This is a genomic window from Pedobacter sp. 10L46_2 (assembly GCF_056395165.1).
In genome coordinates this window covers 51,648-74,563 of the sequence record NZ_JBFTIZ010000001.1, presented here as the reverse complement: position 1 = coordinate 74,563, position 22,916 = coordinate 51,648, and the positions used below count along the sequence as shown (strand labels likewise).

Annotated in this window: 19 protein-coding genes, 4 tRNA genes and 1 riboswitch; of the genes, 13 read left to right on the top strand and 10 right to left on the bottom strand. The window is 39.7% G+C overall.

Annotated elements, in window-relative coordinates:
• Window positions 1–87 precede the first annotated feature (87 nt).
• A complete protein-coding gene (locus tag AC1DDX_RS00340) occupies window positions 88–489 on the top strand; it encodes a VOC family protein (protein WP_172661907.1) in 402 nt (133 codons plus the stop codon).
• Between the two features lie 68 nt (window positions 490–557).
• On the opposite strand, the gene AC1DDX_RS00335 is transcribed toward AC1DDX_RS00340, so the two are convergent.
• Window positions 558–1,160, bottom strand: coding sequence for an FMN-dependent NADH-azoreductase (locus AC1DDX_RS00335; RefSeq protein ID WP_172661908.1), 603 nt, complete (start codon window positions 1,158–1,160; stop codon window positions 558–560).
• A gap of 108 nt (window positions 1,161–1,268) precedes the next feature.
• Between AC1DDX_RS00335 and AC1DDX_RS00330 the strand changes: the two genes are divergently transcribed.
• A complete protein-coding gene (locus AC1DDX_RS00330) occupies window positions 1,269–1,646 on the top strand; it encodes a winged helix-turn-helix transcriptional regulator (RefSeq protein WP_172661909.1) in 378 nt (125 codons plus the stop codon).
• A gap of 130 nt (window positions 1,647–1,776) precedes the next feature.
• Here the strand turns inward: AC1DDX_RS00330 and AC1DDX_RS00325 are convergent, their stop codons facing one another.
• From AC1DDX_RS00325 to AC1DDX_RS00305, 5 genes are all read right to left on the bottom strand, one after another.
• On the bottom strand, window positions 1,777–2,334 hold the full coding sequence (locus AC1DDX_RS00325) for a hypothetical protein (protein ID WP_172661910.1): 558 nt from the start codon (window positions 2,332–2,334) through the stop codon (window positions 1,777–1,779).
• 284 nt (window positions 2,335–2,618) lie between these two features.
• Window positions 2,619–2,690, bottom strand: a tRNA-Glu gene (locus tag AC1DDX_RS00320).
• A gap of 38 nt (window positions 2,691–2,728) precedes the next feature.
• Window positions 2,729–2,804: transfer RNA gene (locus AC1DDX_RS00315), tRNA-Met, on the bottom strand.
• 50 nt (window positions 2,805–2,854) lie between these two features.
• Window positions 2,855–2,926 (bottom strand) — tRNA-Glu (locus AC1DDX_RS00310).
• A gap of 40 nt (window positions 2,927–2,966) precedes the next feature.
• Window positions 2,967–3,042: transfer RNA gene (locus AC1DDX_RS00305), tRNA-Met, on the bottom strand.
• 110 nt (window positions 3,043–3,152) lie between these two features.
• On the opposite strand from AC1DDX_RS00305, the gene era reads away from it, so the two are divergent.
• Both era and der read left to right on the top strand, forming a co-directional pair.
• Entirely contained in the window at window positions 3,153–4,031 is an 879-nt protein-coding gene (gene era, locus AC1DDX_RS00300) for a GTPase Era (RefSeq protein ID WP_048903657.1), read from the top strand.
• A 47-nt stretch (window positions 4,032–4,078) separates the two neighbouring features.
• Window positions 4,079–5,380, top strand: coding sequence for a ribosome biogenesis GTPase Der (gene der / locus AC1DDX_RS00295; protein ID WP_068887998.1), 1,302 nt, complete (start codon window positions 4,079–4,081; stop codon window positions 5,378–5,380).
• A 2-nt stretch (window positions 5,381–5,382) separates the two neighbouring features.
• Here the strand turns inward: der and AC1DDX_RS00290 are convergent, their stop codons facing one another.
• Window positions 5,383–6,960 (bottom strand): S41 family peptidase, encoded by a 1,578-nt coding sequence (locus tag AC1DDX_RS00290; RefSeq protein ID WP_172661911.1) that lies wholly within the window; start codon window positions 6,958–6,960, stop codon window positions 5,383–5,385.
• Window positions 6,961–7,144: 184 nt separating this feature from the next.
• Between AC1DDX_RS00290 and murQ the strand changes: the two genes are divergently transcribed.
• The 6 genes from murQ to AC1DDX_RS00260 all read left to right on the top strand — a co-directional run bounded on the left by murQ (window position 7,145) and on the right by AC1DDX_RS00260 (window position 14,995).
• A complete protein-coding gene (gene murQ / locus AC1DDX_RS00285; protein WP_172661912.1) occupies window positions 7,145–7,951 on the top strand; it encodes an N-acetylmuramic acid 6-phosphate etherase in 807 nt (268 codons plus the stop codon).
• Between the two features lie 6 nt (window positions 7,952–7,957).
• On the top strand, window positions 7,958–8,527 hold the full coding sequence (locus AC1DDX_RS00280) for a hypothetical protein (protein ID WP_172661913.1): 570 nt from the start codon (window positions 7,958–7,960) through the stop codon (window positions 8,525–8,527).
• Window positions 8,528–8,575: 48 nt separating this feature from the next.
• The gene (locus AC1DDX_RS00275) at window positions 8,576–9,328 is read left to right on the top strand and encodes a Bax inhibitor-1/YccA family protein (protein ID WP_172661914.1); all 753 of its coding nucleotides are present in this window, start codon (window positions 8,576–8,578) and stop codon (window positions 9,326–9,328) included.
• A 265-nt stretch (window positions 9,329–9,593) separates the two neighbouring features.
• Window positions 9,594–9,703: riboswitch (SAM riboswitch) on the top strand.
• A gap of 117 nt (window positions 9,704–9,820) precedes the next feature.
• Window positions 9,821–13,480 carry a methionine synthase gene (gene metH, locus AC1DDX_RS00270; RefSeq protein WP_288882694.1) on the top strand — a complete coding sequence of 1,220 codons (3,660 nt, stop codon included), beginning with the start codon at window positions 9,821–9,823 and terminating at the stop codon, window positions 13,478–13,480.
• 23 nt (window positions 13,481–13,503) lie between these two features.
• Window positions 13,504–14,457, top strand: a complete 954-nt coding sequence (metF, locus tag AC1DDX_RS00265) for a methylenetetrahydrofolate reductase [NAD(P)H] (RefSeq protein WP_172661916.1) — start codon at window positions 13,504–13,506, stop codon at window positions 14,455–14,457.
• Window positions 14,458–14,560: 103 nt separating this feature from the next.
• Window positions 14,561–14,995, top strand: a complete 435-nt coding sequence (locus AC1DDX_RS00260; protein WP_172661917.1) for an META domain-containing protein — start codon at window positions 14,561–14,563, stop codon at window positions 14,993–14,995.
• Here AC1DDX_RS00260 and thrC read toward each other — a convergent pair.
• The 3 genes from thrC to thrA are packed head-to-tail and all read right to left on the bottom strand — an operon-like array spanning window position 14,982 to window position 19,684.
• Window positions 14,982–16,292: a threonine synthase gene (thrC, locus tag AC1DDX_RS00255; RefSeq protein ID WP_172661918.1), complete on the bottom strand. Its 1,311-nt coding sequence runs from the start codon at window positions 16,290–16,292 to the stop codon at window positions 14,982–14,984. The two genes, AC1DDX_RS00260 and thrC, sit on opposite strands and share 14 nt — an antisense overlap.
• Window positions 16,293–16,304: 12 nt before the next feature.
• Entirely contained in the window at window positions 16,305–17,240 is a 936-nt protein-coding gene (locus AC1DDX_RS00250) for a homoserine kinase (protein ID WP_172661919.1), read from the bottom strand.
• On the bottom strand, window positions 17,237–19,684 hold the full coding sequence (thrA, locus tag AC1DDX_RS00245) for a bifunctional aspartate kinase/homoserine dehydrogenase I (RefSeq protein WP_477621699.1): 2,448 nt from the start codon (window positions 19,682–19,684) through the stop codon (window positions 17,237–17,239). Before thrA ends, AC1DDX_RS00250 begins: the two co-directional genes overlap by 4 nt.
• Window positions 19,685–19,943: 259 nt before the next feature.
• Between thrA and rsgA the strand changes: the two genes are divergently transcribed.
• From rsgA to AC1DDX_RS00230, 3 genes are all read left to right on the top strand, one after another.
• Window positions 19,944–20,864, top strand: coding sequence for a ribosome small subunit-dependent GTPase A (gene rsgA / locus AC1DDX_RS00240; protein ID WP_048903646.1), 921 nt, complete (start codon window positions 19,944–19,946; stop codon window positions 20,862–20,864).
• 5 nt (window positions 20,865–20,869) lie between these two features.
• Complete coding sequence (dtd, locus tag AC1DDX_RS00235; RefSeq protein WP_288882701.1) at window positions 20,870–21,322, top strand: D-aminoacyl-tRNA deacylase; 453 nt, start codon at window positions 20,870–20,872, stop codon at window positions 21,320–21,322.
• Between the two features lie 64 nt (window positions 21,323–21,386).
• Window positions 21,387–22,916, top strand: a complete 1,530-nt coding sequence (locus tag AC1DDX_RS00230; RefSeq protein WP_288882702.1) for a glycosyltransferase family 39 protein — start codon at window positions 21,387–21,389, stop codon at window positions 22,914–22,916.

Here is a 22,916-nt window from a genome sequence, read left to right as displayed (position 1 = left end):
ACATCGGGTAATTATGGCAAGCCTGGAGAAGGTATTCCAGGCTTTTTCCCTCCCAATAAAAATTCCCGACGCATAATTCAGTATAGGATGTTAGTTAAGAATAGCAATAAATTAATAAGTGGAATCTTTATCACATTTTCCGGGAATTGTAAAAGGGCACTCACATTTTACCAAACCTGCTTTGGCGGAACCCTGCATTTTGAAACATTTGATAGGGAATTACAGGGTTTTACAGAAAAACCGGTCATTAGTGGCTCGTTAGTTTCTGATAGTATAGTTATTCACGGTTCGGATCTGGTCCACAACGAAGGAAGAAAAATAGGGAATTATCTTTCTATCTTTTTACGTTGTAAAAATACAGATGATAGGAAAATACTTATTGAGAAAATAAAATCTGGCCACAGGGGCCTATCGTACAGGAATTATGAAGAACAGGTGCTAATTGAAGTAACTGATGCTTTTGATGTGACCTGGATATTAGGTATTTAAAACGAGAATCAGAAAATCGGTCATAAAAAAAAGCAGTAACCATAAGATTACTGCTAGTCTTTATACTCTTAATTAATCTTTATACTTTTAATTGCTCTATCCAAAGCATAATCTTTAATTCCTGGCACTTTTAGTCCTTCCGCACGGAATACGGTAAGATCTGTCATACCTAAAAACCCAAGAAAAGCCTTCAGATAGGGGGCAACAAAGTCGTTGGCTTTCCCTGGTCCCTCTGAATAAACGCCACCGGATGACATAGCTACATAAACTTTTTTCCCTGTAACCTTTCCGATAGGGCCGTTTTCACCATATCCAAAAGTTATTCCTGCCCTGGTAATATGATCAATCCATGCCTTTAGTGCTGAATGAATAGTAAAGTTAATCAGTGGTGCCCCAATTACAATGATGTCTGCAGCGAATAATTGTTTAACTAAATGATCAGAAAGCAGGATAGATTCCTTTTCTTCTTTGGTCAGCTCATCGCTGGGAATAAAGAATGCACGGAGGACTTCAGGTTTGAGATGTGGTATTTCAATATCGACCAGATTTAACTCTTCAACAATGCTACCCGGATACTTTTCCTGAATTTCTTCAACAATGGCATGACCTAATTTAATACTGTACGACGTCGCACCTTGTATACTTGATTTTAAATGAAGGATATGTTTCATAAAATTGATTAATTATCAAGGGCAAAGCTAGGGCTAGGAGGTGATAAAAAGTTAGTCGTTACCCAAAGGTAAGCGCTTACATCGGGGTAAGTGATTATCTTTGCGATTATGAAAGTCATTAAAAATCAGCCGATACCAAGCAAGACAGAATGCGCGGGCTCACTTAGAAATGTTCTTGACGCCCTCTATGTGCTAAATGGGAAATGGAAGTTGGCTTTGATCCTTTCACTTGTACAATCATCCAAGCGTTTCAATGAAATTCAGAATGAAGTCTCCGGAATCTCCTCCAAGGTCCTAGCTAAAGAATTAAAAGATTTGGAATTGAATGACTTCATCAAGCGGAATGTGTATCCTACCCAACCGGTAAGTATTGTTTACGAGGCGACCAGTTATAGCCTGACCTTAAAAAATGTGTTGGCTGAACTAAGTAGCTGGGGGGAGCAGCACAGGGAAAAAGTTAAACAAAGCATGCGGAAGGAGTCTTGAATGGGAAAAGCCTCGATGTTGATTAAACACCGAGACTTGTCGTCCAAGCGTTACATTTGTTGAACACCGTTCAGGACGATTTAATGCATTTGGCGAACATCGAAGATGATCTAGCTATTGCAACTACCTCTTAGCAACGGTCACTTTTACTGAAATCACGTTTAAAAAGTACCTTACCATTTTGCTCAATATAATCCCCTGATACAATCAAATAGGGATGACTTGGCGAATTCCCTGCGCTGCGGCTTTTTACAGTTATTTTGTCATTCACTTTCAGGCTAGTTAACGGCTGAAACTCTTTAGGAGTAAATTGCATCATGTATTGTTCACCATCAATCTTCACGATAAGCCATTTTGGCCCTCCTGATTTTGCATTTTCACGATGAAAAGTAACAGAGGTGACCACGGCCTCCATATTCGCGAAAGACTCGATGTAGCCCTTTATTTTATCATGACTGCCCCTCACCTTTTTGCCTTCAGGAGATGCCTCCCATACCTTATATTTTATACCGTCAGGAGTTCCCTCCCATTGTTTCCTGGGATCCAGTGCGACTTTCTTGTTTGCAATGGACAACGGTTCTGAAGACCGACCGGTTTCAGTTTTAATGTTACGATTGGCAAATACTAGCCCGCTTACTACAACCAATACGAAGATCATCGCATAGGTGACATTTTTTTTATTTTTCATATTTTTTCAAATTGATTCAGCGAATCTACTTTGATATTTTGCGGGTCGAGTGGTTCGGATTGTAAATAAAAATGTAAACTTTGTAAATAAATCGTAAATAGTAGGATAATCGTCCGTCTTGAAGGATCCAGAATGAAATTCTTGCAGTTCTTATCCGAAAACACGACCAAATCTGATCGCTTTCCGAAGCCCGTAGGAGTTCCGTCCGATAGTTATCGGCACGATCCCCCTGTTCCATGAAATGGATGAAAACGACAAAAGCGATCGTTTCTGATCGCTTTTAGTAGCCCGTAGGGGAATCGAACCCCTGTTTCCAGAATGAAAATCTGGCGTCCTCACCCCTAGACGAACGGGCCATTTGGTTGCCTCAGCTTTATTAAAGCTGCGAACCTTTTGGTAGCGGGGACCAGACTCGAACTGATGACCTTCGGGTTATGAGCCCGACGAGCTACCAACTGCTCCACCCCGCACTATGTCTTTCTTAATAAAAAAACCGCTCATTTTTTTAAAGCGGTCGCTGTAGCCCGTAGGGGAATCGAACCCCTGTTTCCAGAATGAAAATCTGGCGTCCTCACCCCTAGACGAACGGGCCATTTTGATTGCCACAGTTTTAATTAAAACTGCGAATCTTTTGGTAGCGGGGACCAGACTCGAACTGATGACCTTCGGGTTATGAGCCCGACGAGCTACCAACTGCTCCACCCCGCACTATATACAATTTGGTAGTTTTTGCTAAATCCTTAACTCTTCTTCCGAATTGGAATGCAAAGATATAATTCGTTTCTTTGCGGTGCAAATTTATTTCAAAAAATATTTTTATGTCGCATAAAGCAGGTTTTGTAAGTATCATAGGTAAGCCCAATGTGGGTAAATCTACCTTAATGAATGCCCTGGTGGGCGAAAAACTTTCGATCATCACTCCGAAAGCCCAAACAACCCGCCACCGTATTTTAGGAATTGTTAATGAAGAAGATTATCAAATAGTTTTTTCTGACACGCCGGGCATCATAAAACCTCGATATGGTCTGCAGGATTCTATGATGAGTTCCGTAAAAGGAGCACTAACTGATGCAGATCTAATCCTGTTTGTTACCGACATTAACGAGCAGCACGACGAGAATGATGTATTAGAGAAAATCATCAATACTACTATTCCAATGATTGTGTTAATCAACAAGATCGACAATGCAACCCAGGAACAGGTAGAAGAAAAGTCAGCATACTGGCAGGAAAAATTAAATCCAAAGCACATATATGCCATCTCAGCACTTCATCAATACAACCTGGAAGGCATCCTTACCATGATATTAGATCATTTACCGGAACATGCGCCGTTTTATGATAAAGAAGACCTTACAGATCGTAACCAAAGATTCTTTGTATCTGAGATCATCAGAGAAAAGATCTTTAACAACTATCAAAAAGAAATACCCTACAGTACGGAAGTAGTTATTACTGCCTTTAAAGAAGAAGAAAATATCACCAAAATCAGTGCTGAAATTATAGTAGAACGCGATTCTCAAAAAAACATACTGATAGGCAAAGGAGGTGCAAGTCTTAAAAAGGTAGGAACTGAAGCACGTAAGGATATTGAGAAATTTTTGGATCAGAAAGTATTTCTTGAAACCTTTGTAAAAGTAATTCCAGACTGGCGCAGTAAAAAGAACTACTTAAAAAGTTTCGGGTACGAAAATTAAGCTTACCTTTGCAACCCCTTAATAATTAATACAATTCACAACACAATATGAGCAATATTATCGCAATCGTCGGAAGACCAAACGTAGGCAAATCTACCCTCTTTAACCGCTTAACAGAAAGTCGTAAAGCCATTGTCGATGATTTTAGCGGCGTAACCCGCGACCGTCACTACGGTTCAGCTGAATGGACTGACAAACAATTCACTGTAATTGATACTGGTGGTTACGTAGCAAACTCTGAAGATGTTTTTGAAGCAGCTATCCGCGAGCAAGTGGTTATCGCTATTGAAGAAGCAAGTGTATTATTGTTTATGGTTGACGTAACCACAGGCATTACAGATCTTGACGACGAAATAGCGCAATTACTTAGAAGAAGTAAAAAACCTGTATTTACAGTAGTAAACAAGGTTGATAATACACAACTACAAAACGAAGCTGCGGTGTTTTACGGATTTGGCCTTGGCGAAATCTACCCTATCTCGTCTATGACAGGATCAGGAACAGGTGATCTTCTTGATGATGTGATCAAAAACTTTGAAGATCTTCCTGAAGAAGAAAACACGCTTCCTAAAATCACAATCGTAGGTAGACCAAACGTTGGTAAATCTTCTTTAATCAATGCACTGATTGGTAAAGACAGAAACATTGTTACTCCAATTGCAGGTACAACCAGAGACTCTATACACATTCATTATAATCAGTTTGGACATGAATTCATGTTTATCGATACTGCCGGTTTACGTAAAAAAACCAAGGTAAAAGAGAACATTGAGTTTTATTCTGTAATGCGTACAATTAAAGCCTTAGAAGAAGCCGATGTGGTGATCTTAATGGTTGATGCAACCGAAGGTTTAGAATCGCAGGACGTGAATATTTTCCACCTTGCAGAGAAAAACAAGAAAGGTATCGTAATTCTTGTAAACAAATGGGACTTAATAGAGAAAGACAATAAAACTGTAAAAGCATTCGAAGAGCAGATTCGTCAGAAATTGCAGCCTTTTACTGATGTGCCAATTGTATTTACTTCAGTAGTAACTAAACAACGTATTTTCCAGGCTATTGAAACCGCTTTAGAAGTACATAAAAACAGAGGCAAGAAAATCCCAACATCTAAATTAAACGATGTAATGTTGCCGATCATAGAAAACTATCCGCCACCTGCATTAAAAGGAAAGTACATCAAAATAAAATACATCACACAGATCAATGGAACATCACCAATGTTTGCTTTCTTCTGTAACTTACCTCAATACATTAAAGAACCTTATAAAAGGTTTATCGAGAATAAGCTTCGTGAACATTTTGATTTTAGCGGAGTACCAATCCAGATTTATTTCAGACAGAAATAAGCTTACTGCAAGCTATTTAACGCCTGTTTTACCATAGCATCACTTAGGTTAAGCGCTTTATAATAACCCGCATCACCTAAGTGATACTTACATAAAAGCACCTTCATATCATTTAGGATCAGTGGTTTTGCCGAAGCCAGCTGTTTCTGATCAACAACAACATTACGATTCTGAATATACTTTAGCAGGTCACGATAGTCTGCTTCACTGACATTAAAAGTAGCCAGATTCTGCTCAATAAATGGTGCAGAGTATCTGCTGGCTAAAACATCATAAACAAAATCAAACAATATCTTTTTAGACGCCAGCATAGTATAACATTTGTTATAACCCATAGTATCCATTTTTACATAAATATCTGGCTGGATACCACCTCCTACTAGTCTGCCCTTTATACTATCCTTTTTAACAATTTTTTTCGAAGCAGTAAGCTCTCCATCATTAAAACGATTCTCTATCTCATCCTGATAAGCTTTATAGCCATCTTTATACGATTTCTGAATACTTCTGCCAGATGGAGTATAATAACGTGCAATTGTTAAATTCAATGCAGATCCATCTACAAAAGGAAATTGCTCCTGAACAAGTCCTTTACCAAAAGAACGGCGACCGATAATAAGCCCCCTGTTTAGATCTTGTACCGCGCCCGCCAGAATTTCGCTGGCCGATGCCGTGTTTTCATTAATAAGCACCACTAGTTTACCATCTTCAAACTCACCTCCACCTGTGGCCACATAATCTGTGCGCGGCTCATGTTTTCCTTCGGTATAAACAATTAATTTATTCTCCTCAAGAATTTGATTAGCCAGCCCCGTTGCCGCCGTTAAATAGCCTCCCCCGTTGTCCCGAAGATCAAGTACCAGCTTTTTCATCCCTTCAGATTTAAGCGACTTTATAGATTCCACAAAATCACGATCAGTATCTGACCCAAATTTACTGATCCTCACATAACCAACTTCGCTGTTAAGCATATACGACGCATCGATACTACTCACCAGTACCCTATCGCGTTTTACCGTAAAAACAGTTGCCAGGCTACTGCCAGGATGCACAATAGTTAATTTTACTGCAGTACCCTTTTTTCCCTTGATCTTACCAATCATCTGTTCTCTTGGCAAAGCCTTGCCACTAACAAAAATGGTATCTATTTTAATAATTCTGTCGCCCTGTTTTATTCCGGCCAAAAATGCCGGGCCATCCTTAATTACATTTGTAACCAGCAGGGTGTCATTTAAAATGTAATATTCAATGCCTATGCCCTCAAAGTTTCCATTTAATGATTCAGCAAATTCATTCGCTTTTTCTGGTGGAAGATATATGCTATGAGGATCAAGTTTATGCAATAAACTATCAATAGGCAGGTTATTTAAGCTATCGGCATTAACCTCGTCTACATAGTTTTTATTAATGATATGAAGAATTTCATCAACCTTTTGCGCATTATTATCCGCTATATATGTTGTCTTTTGGAAGGTATATCCCTGGTCTTTCAGAAACTTATACCCAAAAAACATCCCACCTATTAAAGTAACTGAATAAGTGAGGGCAATTAAGAGATTATAACGGGTATTCTTTTTCATGGCTAAAGGCACCGTAAAGGTACAAAATTAGACTGTTATATAATCAATTAACCGCTTTGATTTTTATTTGTTTAGTATTTTTTCTATTACTTTATAATTGAGAAGAAATCCTTATTTTGAATTGATTTCCCCTATTATTTCTGGTTTAACAAGAAAATCACGAATTTTAACAAAAATTAATCTAATGATAAGAGTAACCGAGCAAGAATCAACGTATAACGATATTGATAAAATGTCAGTACTTGAAATTCTAAAGGGCATAAATGATGAAGACAAAACAGTTCCCTATGCTGTGGAAAAAGTAATTCCTCAGATAGAGAAACTGGCTTCTGCTGTTGCCGAGCGAATGATAAACGGGGGAAGGTTATTTTACATCGGTGCAGGCACAAGTGGCCGACTGGGTGTTGTTGATGCCTCAGAGTGCCCTCCTACCTTTGGTGTTCCGTTTGATTGGGTTGTTGGAATTATTGCCGGCGGAGACACTGCCATACGAAGAGCAGTTGAAAATGCTGAAGATGATGACCAGCAAGCATGGATAGATCTGCAGGAATTTAAAATTGATGCCAACGACTGTTTAATTGGTCTTGCCGCATCTGGAACCACGCCATACGTTATCGGCGGACTAAACACTGCCCGTAAAAATGGCATTTTAACGGGTTGTATTGTATGCAACGAAGGGGGGCCGATAGCTGCTGAAAGTGATTTCCCTGTAGAGGTAGTAGTTGGTCCTGAATTTTTAACAGGTTCTACCAGAATGAAGTCTGGAACTGCACAAAAACTGGTTCTAAACATGCTTAGTACTACGGTAATGATAAAACTAGGCAGGGTAAAAGGCAACAAGATGGTAGACATGCAGCTAACCAATCATAAACTGGTAGACAGAGGTACACAAATGGTAATGGACGAACTGAATATAGATTATGAACATGCTGCTGATCTGCTTATCCGTTATGGAAGTGTCCGCAAAGCGGTTGAATCTACTCATAAATAACCCGACATGCACGAAATAGAGCCTTACTATCTATGGCGTGATGACTATATCGCGGCAGAAGATGAGCGTTCTCCGTTCTACAACACTGAGTACTCGGAATTTTATTTCGACAAGCAGCTGTACAATTTTCTGTTACATCCCCAATGGGATGATTTCGGATCAAGTACAATGTATCTTAAAGTACTGTATGTTGACTACGATAGAAATTATGCAGTCATAGAGCTTATTGGAGAGTGGAACGATGCCATCGGCAACGACATTATGCTTCTGAAACGTGAAATCATTGAACTGATGATTGACGAAGGCATAAATAAATTCATACTGATAGGCGAAAACGTACTGAACTTCCATTCTTCTGAAGATAGTTATTATGAAGAATGGTTTCAGGAAGTTGAAGATGGGTGGATTACAGGCATCAATTTCCAGGAACATGTAATCAATGAATTCCGTAACAGCAATATAGATTATTACATCAATTTTGGTGGCGAACTTGACGATATGGCATGGAGAACCTTAAAACCCCTTCAGTTTTTCAAGAAAGTTGAAGAAATCCTGACAAAAAGGCTAGGGGCATAGCTTTTGTTAGAATGAAACAATTCGTATCTTTAAATAAATTTAAAACACATGAATAATAACAATAATAATGATTGGGCACAACAGTCCGTTTTTGTAGAAGACTTAACTGGTAAAGTTGCCAAGAAATTCTTCGCGAATGTTTTTTTATGGATGTTTATAGCTCTTGGTTTATCAACATTAGCTGCTTTGCTTATTTCAACTTCTCCTGCAGCTTTAAGTCAATTAATTAATTTTGAAACAGGACAAAGAACAATACTAGGTTATATCGCAATGTTTGCGCCTCTTGGTCTGGTAATTTTAATGGGAACAGGATTTAACCGCCTGTCTTATGGTGCTTTATTAGGCGTATTTGTTCTATTTTCGGTTCTATTAGGTGTTAGTTTAAGTTTTATATTACTTATCTATACCGCTGGTTCAATTGTAGCATGTTTTGCTGCCGCAGCGGGTATATTTGGAATAATGGCAGTTTTAGGTTACACCACAGATGTAGATTTAAGCAAATTTGGCCCAATATTAATGGTAGGTGTAGTAGGCTTATTCATTGCCGGTATCATTAACATGTTTATTGGAAGTGATCGTTTTAGCTACATAATGAGCTTCTTTGGAGTAGCAATCTTTACAGCTCTAACAGCATACGATGTTCAGAAACTGAAACGTATTGGTGCGGGTATTGAAGAAAATGGGGATCAAATGGCGGCAACTGACGCTAAGAAACTGGCAATTATGGGCGCTTTATCTCTTTACCTTGACTTTATAAACATCTTCTTATATCTACTAAGAATCTTCGGAAGCAGAAAATAACAACCTGTTTCTTAAAAATATTAAAGGCGGGTGGAGCATGAACTATGATCCCACCCGCCTTTTCGTTGTCAACATATTTATCTCTCATAGGCAGATTGCCATCTCTATAATTTAAACACATTTTAAGCTTTCAAATTCAGCTGTACACTGTGATGTTTTCAAAACAATGTTTCGAAGTTCTGAGTTAATTGTCTCCTCTATACAATTTTATATGCTTTAACGGCCGAAATTTTGGAAATGATTTTTCTTTGTTGCACCTTTGTAATGCTTATAGAGAAAGACGGAGGGATTAGACCCTGCGAAGTCTTAGCAACCTGTGCTTACAAGGTGCTACATTCTACTGGAGCCAAACAATTGGTTCCCGAAAGATAAGTTAAAGTCGACACCTAAACCGGACTTTTCGAATAAGCTTTGTATGTAATGAGTTCGGCACTTGTTTAGGCACAGCCTCTATCAACTTTAGCTTATTACCTACTCATATTACTATTAAAAATGGACATTAGAGCAGAGTTAGAAAAACGTATCCTGATCATTGATGGTGCGATGGGCACTATGATACAACGTTACGTCCTTTCTGAAGAAGATTTCAGGGGCGAGCGGTTCAAAGATCACCCGTGTGATGTAAAAGGTAATAACGACTTACTAAACATTACCCGTCCAGATATCATTAAGGCAATTCATACCGAATATTTAAAGGCCGGTACAGATATCATTGAGACCAATACCTTTAGTACCCAACGTATTTCACTGGCCGATTACCAGATGGAAGAGCTTGATTATGAGATGAGCTTTGAAGGGGCTAAAATAGCCAAAGAGGCAGTTAATGAATTTATGGCGGCTAATCCCGACAGAAAATGTTTTGTTGCCGGTGCCGTAGGCCCGACTAACAGAACACTATCTATTTCTCCGGATGTAAACGATCCAGGGTTCAGGGCACTCACTTTCGATGAATTAGTTGATGCTTATTACGAACAAATACGCGGACTGGTTGATGGCGGTTCAGACCTGCTTTTAATTGAAACCATTTTTGACACCTTAAATGCCAAGGCCGCCATATTTGCCATCAAAAAATATGAGAATGTAATTGGCCGTAAAATAGAGATTATGATCTCCGGAACCATTACTGATGCTTCCGGCAGAACTTTATCAGGCCAAACTGCCGAGGCTTTCTTAAATTCCGTAATACACGCCAATCCATTAAGTATAGGCTTCAACTGCGCCTTGGGGGCAAAAGACATGAGGCCGCACATAGAAGAACTTTCGGCTAAGGCAGGCTGCTATGTTTCTGCCTATCCTAATGCGGGTTTGCCAAATGAATTTGGTGCTTACGATGAAATGCCTCATGAAACTGCTCATCTGGTAGAAGATTTTATTCAGCACGGTTTTGTAAATATTGTAGGTGGTTGTTGCGGAACTACACCTGAGCATATCGGCTGCATAGCCGAAAAAGCAAAAAATGTAGCACCGCGTAAAATACCTCAGATAGAACCTTATCTGCGTTTAAGCGGATTGGAACCGGTTACCATAACTCCAGAGAGTATTTTTGTAAACATTGGTGAGCGTACAAACATTACCGGTTCTCCAAAATTCTCTAAGCTCATTTTAGGTGGAGATTTTGAAGCGGCACTTGCCGTTGCCCGTCAGCAGGTTGAGGGTGGTGCACAGGTTATCGATGTGAATATGGATGAGGGGATGATTGATTCGGAAGCCTCTATGACCAAATTCCTTAACCTGATTGCGTCTGAACCTGATATTTCCAAGTTGCCTATCATGGTCGATTCGTCTAAATGGACGGTTATAGAAGCCGGGTTAAAATGCTTGCAGGGAAAAGGAATTGTAAACTCCATCTCTCTTAAAGAAGGCGAAGACAAATTCCGTGAAAGTGCGCGCAAAATCATGACCTACGGTGCTGCCATAGTAGTAATGGCATTTGATGAGCAGGGACAGGCCGATAATTTTGAAAGAAGAAAAGAGATCTGTAAAAGATCATATGATATTTTAGTTGATGAAATTGGCTTTCCGCCTCAGGACATCATCTTTGACCCGAACATCCTTACCGTTGCAACCGGATTAGAAGAACATAACAACTATGCGGTAGATTTTATAAATGCTACCCGCTGGATCAAAGAAAACCTGCCCCATGCAAAAGTAAGTGGTGGTGTTTCGAACATCTCCTTCTCGTTTAGAGGTAATAATACCGTTAGGGAAGCGATGCACTCTGCATTTTTATACCACGCCATCAAAGCTGGTTTAGATATGGGGATTGTAAATGCCGGAATGCTAGAGGTTTATCAGGAAATTCCGCCAGAGCTTTTAGTACTTGTAGAGGATGTATTGTTAAACCGAAGAGACGATGCTACAGAGCGGTTGGTTGAATTTGCAGACACCATCAAATCTAAAGGAAAAGAGATTGTCAGGGATGAGGAATGGCGTAAAACCAGTGTAGAAGAAAGACTTTCTCATTCGTTAGTTAAGGGAATTATAGAATACCTTGATGCTGATGTTGAAGAAGCACGTCAGAAATACGCGAGACCCATTCAGGTAATTGAAGGTCCATTAATGGACGGGATGAACATTGTGGGTGACCTTTTTGGGGCCGGTAAAATGTTCCTGCCGCAGGTTGTAAAATCTGCTCGTGTAATGAAAAAGGCCGTGGCTTATCTGTTGCCATTTATTGAGCAGGAAAAGCTGGATAACCCGGATCAGGATCAGAATTCATCGGCCGGAAGGGTATTAATGGCTACTGTAAAAGGTGATGTTCATGATATCGGAAAGAACATTGTAGGTGTAGTTTTAGCTTGTAATAACTTCGAAATTGTGGATATGGGCGTAATGGTTCCTGCACAGGAAATCATTAAAAAAGCCAAAGAAATAAATGCTGATATTATTGGCTTAAGTGGTTTAATTACCCCTTCGCTTGATGAAATGGTACACTTCGCCAAAGAAATGGAGCGCGAAGGCTTTACCATTCCTTTAATTATTGGTGGTGCTACTACCTCCAGGATTCATGCTGCGGTTAAGGTTGCGCCTAACTACTCGGGGCCAGCCATCCATGTGCTTGATGCTTCGAGAAGTGTAACGGTTTGTAGTACTTTAATGAACAAAGATACCCGCGATGAGTACATCCAGGGTATTCGCGAGGAATATGATAAAGCACGTGAGGCGCACTTAAATAAGCGCTCTGATAAACGTTTTAAAACAATTGAAGAAGCCAGAAAGGATAACTTTAAGATAGATACCGCATTGGTTGCTCCTGCTCCTTCTTTTACAGGAACCAGGGTATTTGAAAATTACCCTCTTGAAGAGCTTGTGCCTTATATAGACTGGACTCCTTTTTTCCAAACCTGGGAACTGCGTGGTAGTTACCCGCGTATCCTTGAGGATAAAGTTGTTGGTGATGAGGCTAAAAAACTTTTTAATGACGCCAAAGCATTGTTAAAAAAGATTGTTGACGAGAAATTACTTACTGCAAAAGCGGTAATAGGTTTCTGGCCTGCATATGCAAAAGGCGATGATATTGTGCTTGATGTGGAAGGTAAAGAGGTGGTGATCCATACTTTACGTCAACAAGCTGAAAAAGTTGCCGGACAACCATATTATGCGCTCTCGGATTTTATTGCACAACAGGAAACTGGTGTGCCTGATTATTTTGGCGGTTTCGCACTTACTACAGGTATTGGTTGTGATGAAATGGTAGCTGAATTTGAGGCTAACTATGACGACTACAACAGTATTATGGCTAAGGCATTGGCCGATAGGCTTGCTGAGGCTTTTGCTGAGAAAATGCATGAGCTTGTCCGTAAGGATTACTGGGGTTATGCAAAGGATGAAAATCTGGACAATGAGGCACTGATTAAAGAGGAATACGCAGGTATTCGTCCGGCACCGGGTTACCCTGCTTGTCCGGAGCATACCGAAAAAGGCACTTTGTTCGAATTGCTCGATGCCGAGAACAGAATTGGCTTGCATTTAACTGAAAGCTATGCGATGCACCCTACCGCAGCGGTAAGCGGTTTCTACTTTGCCCATCCGCAATCAAGATATTTTGGACTTGGTAAAATAACCAAAGACCAGATTGATGATTATGCAATCAGAAAAGACATGCCTGTAGAAGAAGTAGAAAGATGGCTAAGTCCTAATCTTGCCTATTAAATTAACCAAACAAACTGACCAAAATGAAAATTGTAGATCATATTAATAATGCCAAGGGTAAAACCTTGTTCTCTTTTGAATTATTACCGCCAGTTAAAGGCAAAAGCATAGACGAAATTTATAAAGCGATAGATCCGTTAATGGAGTTTAACCCTCCTTTTATAGATGTGACCTATCACCGTGAAGATTATATTTATAAACAACACAGTAACGGCCTGTTAGAAAAAGTTTCTTATCGCAAAAGACCCGGTACAGTAGCCATTTGTGCTGCTATTATGAACAGGTACAAAGTAGATGCAGTACCTCACCTGATTTGCGGCGGTTTTACGAAAGAAGAAACCGAGAATGCTTTAATAGACCTTCAGTTTCTGGGTATCGACAATGTGTTGGTACTAAGAGGAGATGCGCGCCATGCGGATTCTTCTTTTATTCCTACCCCGGGTGGACATGCCTTTGCAACCGATTTGCTGCAACAGGTAACTGACATGAACAGCGGAAGGTACCTGCACGAAGATCATTCTGCATTTAAAACAGATTTTTGCATCGGTGTTGCCGGTTATCCAGAAAAACATTTCGAAGCGCCTAATTTGAAGACTGACTTTAAGTATCTGAAACAAAAAGTGGATATGGGTGCAGAGTTCATTGTAACGCAAATGTTTTTTGACAACACCAAATACGTGAATTTTGTGCAGCAATGCAGAGAGAATGGGATCAATGTGCCCATCATTCCGGGCTTAAAGCCGATTACTTCATCTAAGCAGTTAATCAGTTTACCAAAGGTATTTCACATTGATCTTCCGGAGGAACTAACTGAAGCAGTTCAGGCGTGTAAGGATGAGAAGCAAGTGAAAGAGGTGGGCATAGAATGGATGATACAACAATGTAAAGAGCTAGTCCAGGTTGGCGCACCTGTATTGCATTTCTATACAATGAGTAATCCTGAGCCAACCAAAAAGATTGCTCAGGCAATATTTTAAGAAAAAATACAATCAAAACGATCGGTATCCTGAATTTTTCAGGATACCGATCGTTTTTAAAATAGTCTTTGTACCTTTAGGCTAACAAACTAATTTTACCGCTATGAAAAAACTGATGCTACTTATACTTGTCATTGCAAGTGCCTTTACAGCCTGTACTACTATAAAGTCTGGAACAATAGGAAATGGTGGGCTATCTCAATTGAGCGGAACTTGGGAACTTAACTATATTTCGGGTCCAAGAATAGCATTTAATGGCTTATACCCGGGTAAAAAACCTACGATCACATTCGAAGTGGCAGATAAAAAATTCAGTGGCAATACCAGCTGCAATTCTTACTCAGGAGCACTTGTTGCCGATGATACTTCCATCAACTTTACAGCGCCTTTTGCAATGACAAGAATGGCTTGTCCGGGCGAAGGAGAATCTACATTTGTACAAATGTTAAAGAAAGTAGGTAGTTATTCAGTAACCAGCGATACCACCCTTAACTTTATGATGGGCGATATCGCTATTATGCGTTTTAGTAAAAAGTAGTTAAATACTTTTTAAACGACTCGTAATCTGTATTCATCTTTTGTGCTTTTTTTGGCTTGGCCAAAAGATCTTTTACCTGATCCGGGAACTCAATATTTGCTTTGATTGTTTCCGGGAAAACATCAGGGAATTTACAGGCATGCGCTGTAGAAAGGAAAATGCCGGTATAATTATCGTCAGGATGTTCTGCTCTATATTTTTGTAATGCAAGCCATGCTATTGCAGTATGCGGACAGGTGATATAATTGAACTGTTCATATATTGCATTTATTCCGCTTAATGTTTCCTCATCGGTAAAGCGATAGCTTTGCAAAATCTGTTGTAATGCTTCCTTGTCGTTTTTAAACAGGTCCATTATCCTTACCCAATTACTTGGTGCACCTACATCCATTGCATTAGAATAGGTTTGTACAGATGGCTTGGTTTCGTAGACACCTGTTTCTAAGAATCTCGGAACAGTATCATTTACATTGGTTGCTGCTATAAATTGCTTTATCGGCAATCCCATTTTATAAGCCAAAAGGCCTGCTGCAATGTTACCAAAGTTTCCACTTGGAACAGAAAATACTACTTCCTCCTTACCTTGTCTCTTTAACTGGGCATAAGCATTGAAATAGTAAAATGTTTGCGGGATTAGTCTGGAAATATTGATAGAATTTGCCGAGGTCAACCTTAACCTTGCATTTAACTCTTCATCTGCAAAAGCTTGTTTAACCAGGGCCTGGCAATCGTCAAAAGTTCCATCAATCTCTACTGCATGGATATTCTGCCCGTTTGTACAAAGCTGCAGCTCCTGAATTTCGCTTACTTTTCCTTTAGGATAAAGGATAGTTACCCTGGTATGGGGAACACCTAAAAAGCCTAAGGCCACAGCCCCGCCGGTATCGCCAGATGTAGCAACAAGCACATCCAGGGTTTTCTCATTATCCTTTAAGAAATAAGCCATAATGCGGCTCATAAATCTGGCGCCAAAATCTTTGAAAGCCAGTGATGGGCCGTGGAATAATTCCAGTACTGCAGTGTTTTCGTCAAGTGACACTACCGGAGCTTCAAAATTGATAGCATCATCAATAATGGCTTGAAGATCTTCTAAAGGTATAGCATCTTTAAGTAATACCGCAGCTACTTTAAAGGCAATTTGGGATAAAGTGAACTGATCTATATGATCAATAAATTCTTTATCCAATTCCGGAATGTGAACCGGCATATATAAGCCTTTATCCAAAGGCATACTGTTAAAAACAGCAGTGGCAAAATCTACTTTTAAACTTTGGTTGTTGGTACTGTATAGTTTCATTTTGTTTGGTTATTAATCCAATATAATAGGGCCTCTTTTATTTACTTCCGAAACAAAAGACAAGCTATTTATCGAAATGTTCTTTAAATGCTGCTTTAACTTTTCAGTGATTTTGTTTGCTGTATCTGCATCCTTTGTAAGTGCAAATACCGATGGCCCTGATCCCGAAATACCAAAACCTACAGCACCTGCCTTCATTGCAATAGTACGCAGTTTGTAAAAATCAGGAATTAGTATGGAACGTGTTGGTTCAACCAGTATATCTGTCATACTTCTTCCGATCAAATCATAATCCTTCATAAACAATCCACTGACCAAGCCGGCCACATTTCCCCATTGGGTTACTGCATCCTTTAACAAAACTTTAGAACGGATCATCTGGCGGGCATCTTTAGTTGGCACATCAACTTCCGGGTACACTATTGCAGCGTGCATCTCTTCAGGAAAAGGCAGACTAATGATGTCCAATGGCTGATAACTTCTGATCAACACAAAACCCCCCATTAAGGCAGGCGCAACATTATCAGCATGACCATATCCGCAAGCCAGCTCCTCGCCTTTCATGGCAAAAGGAACAAGTTCTTTGTTGGTTAGTAAATTACCCATCAATGTGTTTATAGCAAACAAACCGGCTACAGTACTTGCAGAGCTTGAACCAAGTCCGCTGCCTATCGGCATCTTTTTGTGCAGTTCAATTTCTACACCCAGATCAGGTTTACCAATATGGTTTAAGTAATGTTGAACACTGGCACTTACTGTATTTTTTGTTGGGTTTAATGGCAACTTCCCATCATCACCTGTAATTTTTGAAATAGTAATACCCTTACCATCGGTAAGACTCATAATTACCTCATCACCTGGTTGGTTTACGGCAAAACCTAAAACATCATATCCACACACCACATTGGCAACAGTAGCTGGAGCGAAAACTTTTATAGACTTTTTCATCGTTTACCTACGTTTATGATGTCAGCAAATACGCCCGCAGCAGTTACTTCTGCTCCAGCACCAGGTCCTTTTACAACCAAAGGCCTGTCTTTATAACGATTAGTAGTAAACGAAATAATGTTATCACTACCAGAAAGGGTATAGAATGGGTGATTCTCATCTACCATTTGCAGGTTAATGGAAACCTTACCACCTTCTAGCTTACCAATATATCTTAATACTTTATTGTCTTGAGTCGCCTGTTTTTTCAGGTTCTCGAAGTAAGCTGAATTATTTTTTAACTCTTTATAAAAGTCGGCCACACTTTCTGCAGCCATACATGATGGAGGTAACATATTTTCTAGTTCTATATCTTTTTCTTCTAATGCATATCCGGCATCACGGGCCAGAATAAGCATTTTACGCATAAAGTCTTTCCCATTAAGGTCATCTCTCGGGTCAGGTTCGGTATACCCTTTTTCCTGTGCTTCTTTTACTACTTCATGAAAAAGAACTCCGTCTTTGTAGTTGTTAAAGATGTAAGAGATAGTACCCGAAAGGATGGCTTCGATACAAGCTACCTTGTCGCCACTTAGCATCAGGTCTTTAAGTGTACGGATAATTGGCAAACCTGCCCCTACATTGGTTTCGTAGAAAAAGTCGACTCCATAAGTCCTTGCTGCTTGTTTAAAGGCTGCATACTGCTCGTAATCTGCAGAGTTTCCTATTTTATTGCAGGTAACTACAGAGATGCTCGATTGTAATATATCCAGATAAAACTCAACCGGATTATGGCTTGCAGTATTGTCAACAAACACACAGTTCGGAAGGTTCATCGCTTTCATTCGTCTGATGAAATCAGGTAAGCTTGCTTTTGTGTCCTGATTGTTTAAGTCTTCTTCCCAGGTATTAAGGTCTATTCCTCTTGGGTCAAGATACATTTTACGGGTATTACTAACCCCCATAACTTTTACTTGCAAATCGTTATTATCGGCAAGGAAAGGCATTTGATCCTGAAGTTGTTTAAACAGGGTTTTACCTATGTTGCCGGTACCCAGACAGAACACATGTAAAGTCTTTTTAAGATCTGCATAAAATGCATCATGAATGGCATTTACTGCCTTAGACAAGTCGGTTTTCGAGATAATTACCGAGATGTTATATTCTGAAGAGCCTTGTGCAATGGCCCTTACATTTACACCATTACGGCCAAGGGCGCTAAACAATTTACCAGACATACCTGGTGTGCGCTTCATGTTCTCACCAACTATGGCTACAACTGATAGTCCGTTTTCTACTTCAGGATATTCAAGCTTTCTGGCTTGAAGTTCCAGTTCAAACTCTTTATTGATTAACGACAAGGCCTTTAAAGAATCGGCTGGTTTTACCGCAAAGGTGATGCTATGCTCGGATGACGACTGAGTGATCAGCACAACGTTAACCTGTTCACGTGAAAGCATAGAGAACAACCTGCCACTAAAGCCTGCTTTGCCTACCATGCCGCTTCCTGAAAGGTTTAAAACGCTGATCTCATCAATTGAGGAGATTCCCTTTATCGGAAGGTTTGAAGGGCTTATGCCGTGCTTAATGTATGTTCCGGCAAAGTCAGTATTAAAGGTGTTTTTGATTACAATTGGAATCTTCTTTAAAAAAGCAGGGATCATGGTTGGGGGATAGATCACCTTGGCACCAAAATAAGAGAGCTCCATTGCTTCAGTATAACTCAGTTCAGGTAATGAAAAAGCTTTTTTAACGATGCGCGGATCCGCTGTTAACATCCCGTCAACATCAGTCCAGATCTGTATTTCTGATGCGTTTAAGGCTGCACCCCATATTGCGGCGGTATAATCGCTGCCGCCACGACCAAGAGTGGTTACACGCCCATCATCATTGCTTGATATGAAACCGGTAACAAACAAAAGCTTGTCTTGGTTGGCTTCGTAAAAATCGTTGATAAGCATCTCGGTCATGTAAGTATTTACCTTAGCCTGGCCAAAATTACTGTCTGTTTTGATCAGCTCTGCTCCATCAACATAAACAGCATTAGAAAATTGTTGTTTGGCAATGTGGCTGATCATTACTGTAGAACAGCGTTCGCCATAACTAAGAATCAAATCTTTGGTTTGAGCACTAAGTTCACGAAGATTATATACGGATTGWAAAATATCTTCCAGTTCGTTAAAATAAATTTTAAGTTTAGTAAGCACTGGATTTTGTGCCCCGGCAGGTAACAAAGCTCTGATTACCTTGAAGTGTTTCTCCTCAACAAGTTTTAATGCGTCGCCGTAGTCTCTTAGGTTCCGGGCATTTTCTGCCATGTCAAGTAATGCGTTGGTAACACCGCCCATGGCTGATAAAACTACTATAGGGTTCTCATCTCCCTGCAGTGGTTTAAGTATCTCTATCAAAGCGCTTATGCTTTCGACAGAACCGACCGATGTGCCTCCAAATTTTAAAATATTCATAGTTGTTGGTTAAAAAAAAAGCGCCTTCCTGGTTTAGAGGAAGGCGCTTTTCGTGGTTTTTTATTTTTTCAGTTACACCATTAGCTTACCTTCCTCCGAGTAATCCCGGTGGTGGTTGTAGTGGTTGTAATTGTTGAGTTCATATACATTGTATTTTTTACACTTAGTGTGCTGCGGTGTAAAGTAAAGTTATATTTTTCTAATTAGCAAATGATTATAAAAATATTTTATATCAGGTTTCTTACCTTTACACCTTTATATGCGAGGATTAGTAATTAAATCAACAGGAAGCTGGTATCAGGTACATGCAGAAAATGGCATCAATTATGACTGCCGGATTAAGGGCAAGTTTAGAATTCAGGGTATTCAGACCACAAATCCTATTGCCGTTGGTGATCAGGTAGAGTTTGAACTTGAGCCAAATTCCGACAATGGGGTGATTCATAAACTGCACGACCGGAAAAACTACATTATCCGTAAATCCATCAATTTATCAAAACAGGCTCAAATTATTGCGGCCAACATGGATCAGGCTTTTCTGGTAGTTACCCTTGCCTCTCCCCGCACGTCTTTAGGTTTTATAGATCGCTTTTTGGCAACGGCCGAAGCCTATTCCATTCCTGCGGTTCTGATTTTCAATAAACTTGACCTCTTTAATGAAGATGGCCTGGCTATTTTAGCTGAATATGCAGCTATTTACGAAAACATAGGTTATCCATGCTATACCGTATCTGCTATAGAAGGCACCAATATCCCTCAGATAGAAAGTTTACTTAAAGACAAAACGACTTTGTTTTCTGGCCACTCAGGTGTAGGAAAATCAAGTCTAATTAATGCATTACTACCCGGAAGAAGCATTAAGACTGGTGAAATATCGGAAGCCAGCGACAAAGGCCAGCACACTACAACTTTTGCAGAGATGCATACTTTACCTTTCGGAGGCTATCTTATAGATACTCCGGGCATCAGAGAACTGGGCATATTTGACATCAGGCCTGAAGAACTTGGTCATTATTTCAGAGAGATGAGGGACTTGATGAATGAATGTAAATTCAATAATTGCCGACATGTGAATGAACCAGGATGTGCTGTGATAAGAGCGGTAGAAAATGGTGAAATAGAGCTAAGCAGGTACGAAAGCTATCTTAGTATTTATAACGGCAACGAAACACGGGCCTAAGCGGTATGAGAGCGGTTATCCAAAGAGTTACTGAAGCCAGCTGTAAGGTAGACGGCAAAATAACAGGTGCCATTACCGATGGTTTTCTGGTATTGCTAGGTATTGAAGATGCCGACACACATGAAGACCTGGATTGGCTGGCTCAAAAAATAGTGAACATGCGGGTTTTTGGAGATGAAAACGGGCTAATGAACAAAGGTCTCGCAGATATTGATGGAAACATTTTACTGATTAGTCAGTTTACATTGTTTGCGTCTACTAAAAAAGGCAATAGGCCCGGATTTACCAGGGCAGCAAGACCTGACAAGGCCATTCCCCTATATGAATCCATGATTAAGCAATTGTCTTCATTGCTCAATAAAGAAGTCCAAACCGGAATATTCGGGGCAGACATGAAGATCAGCCTTGTAAACGATGGTCCGGTTACCATCAGTATCGACACAAAAAACAAAGAATAACAGCTTTGCTGAATTTTGGGTAAATTTATTTTCATCATAAATTAATCTTACCTAAATTACTGGTATGCCACTCCAAAAAACCAACACTGAAACCATTGTTTTAGTATCCTTTGTTGTATTGAAGCTTTTTTTACACTGTTTCCTGATTAATCCGGTATACGAATTACATCGTGATGAGTTTTTACACCTCGATCAGGCAAACCATCTGGCATGGGGCTTTCAATCTGTTCCTCCTGTTACCTCCATTTTTGCATGGATCATAAAAATGCTTGGCGGCGGTACTTTTATAATACGTCTGATTACCGCGTGTTTTGGCGCAGGTACATTAATGTATTCCTGGTTTATTGTAAAAGCGCTAAAAGGTGATCTGTTTGCCAAGATATTATGTATGGTGGCATTGTTTGCATGTGCCATTGCGCGTTTGGATATGTTATTTCAGCCCAATGCTTTTGATATTTTATGCTGGACAGCCACTTACTATTACTTTATAAAATACATCTCTACAAATGCGCCAAGGTTTATTTACTATGCAATACTTGCCATTGCAATTGGTTTTTTAAACAAATACAGTATTGCTTTTTTGGTTGTTGGTTTAGGGCTTGGGTTTTCCATATCCGCGCAGCGGCATATATTTGCTGTAAAACACTTATACTTCGCCATTGCCATTGGCCTACTGCTGGTTTTACCAAATCTGTTATGGCAATATCAAAATCATTTCCCTGTGGTTAAACATATGAAGGAGCTTGCAGCAACCCAGTTGGATAAAATTAACCGAATAGACTTCCTAAAAGAGCAGTTGCTTTATTACATCGGCGATCTGTGGATTTTATTTGCTGCAGCAATTGCCTTTTTTGTTTATAAACCATTTAAAAATTTAAGATGGATTGGCTTAAGCTACCTGATTACCATTGGCTTGTTTACCTGGTTTAGGGCAAAAGGGTATTATGCTGCCGGGCTTTATCCTGTTTTACTAGCCTGCGGATCTGTTTATCTCGCCGCTTTACTTAAAACTGGATGGCAAAGATATCTTAAGGCTATTCCTTTAATTACTGCTGTAGCAATGTTTTTTCTTATCCTGCCTTATGCCTATCCAATACTAACCCCGAGGGAAATTACCCTTAAAAAGGAGAAATTTGAAAAACTAGGTGTTATGAGATGGGAAGACGGGAAAAACCATCATCTCCCTCAGGATTTTGCTGACATGCTTGGCTGGAAAGAATTGGCAACAATTGTAGATGAGGTCTATAAAAGGATCCCGCAAAAGGAAAACCTGATTATTCTTTGTGATAATTATGGAGAAGCCGGAGCTATAAATCATTATTCTACTTTTAAAAACATCAATGCTGTTTCTTTCAGTGCAGACTACATTACCTGGGTTAATCTGGACAAACAAATTAAAAATGTTATCCTTGTTACGAGTATAGACGATGATGATCCCGATCGGAAAGTGGAAAAACCTATATTTGAACGGGTATCGAAAATCAATTCCGTTAAAAATAAAATGGCCCGTGAATACGGGACATCCGTTTATTTACTGGAGAACGCTAAAATTGACATCAATGCCCGGTTAAGAGCGGAAATGAAAGAAGACTAA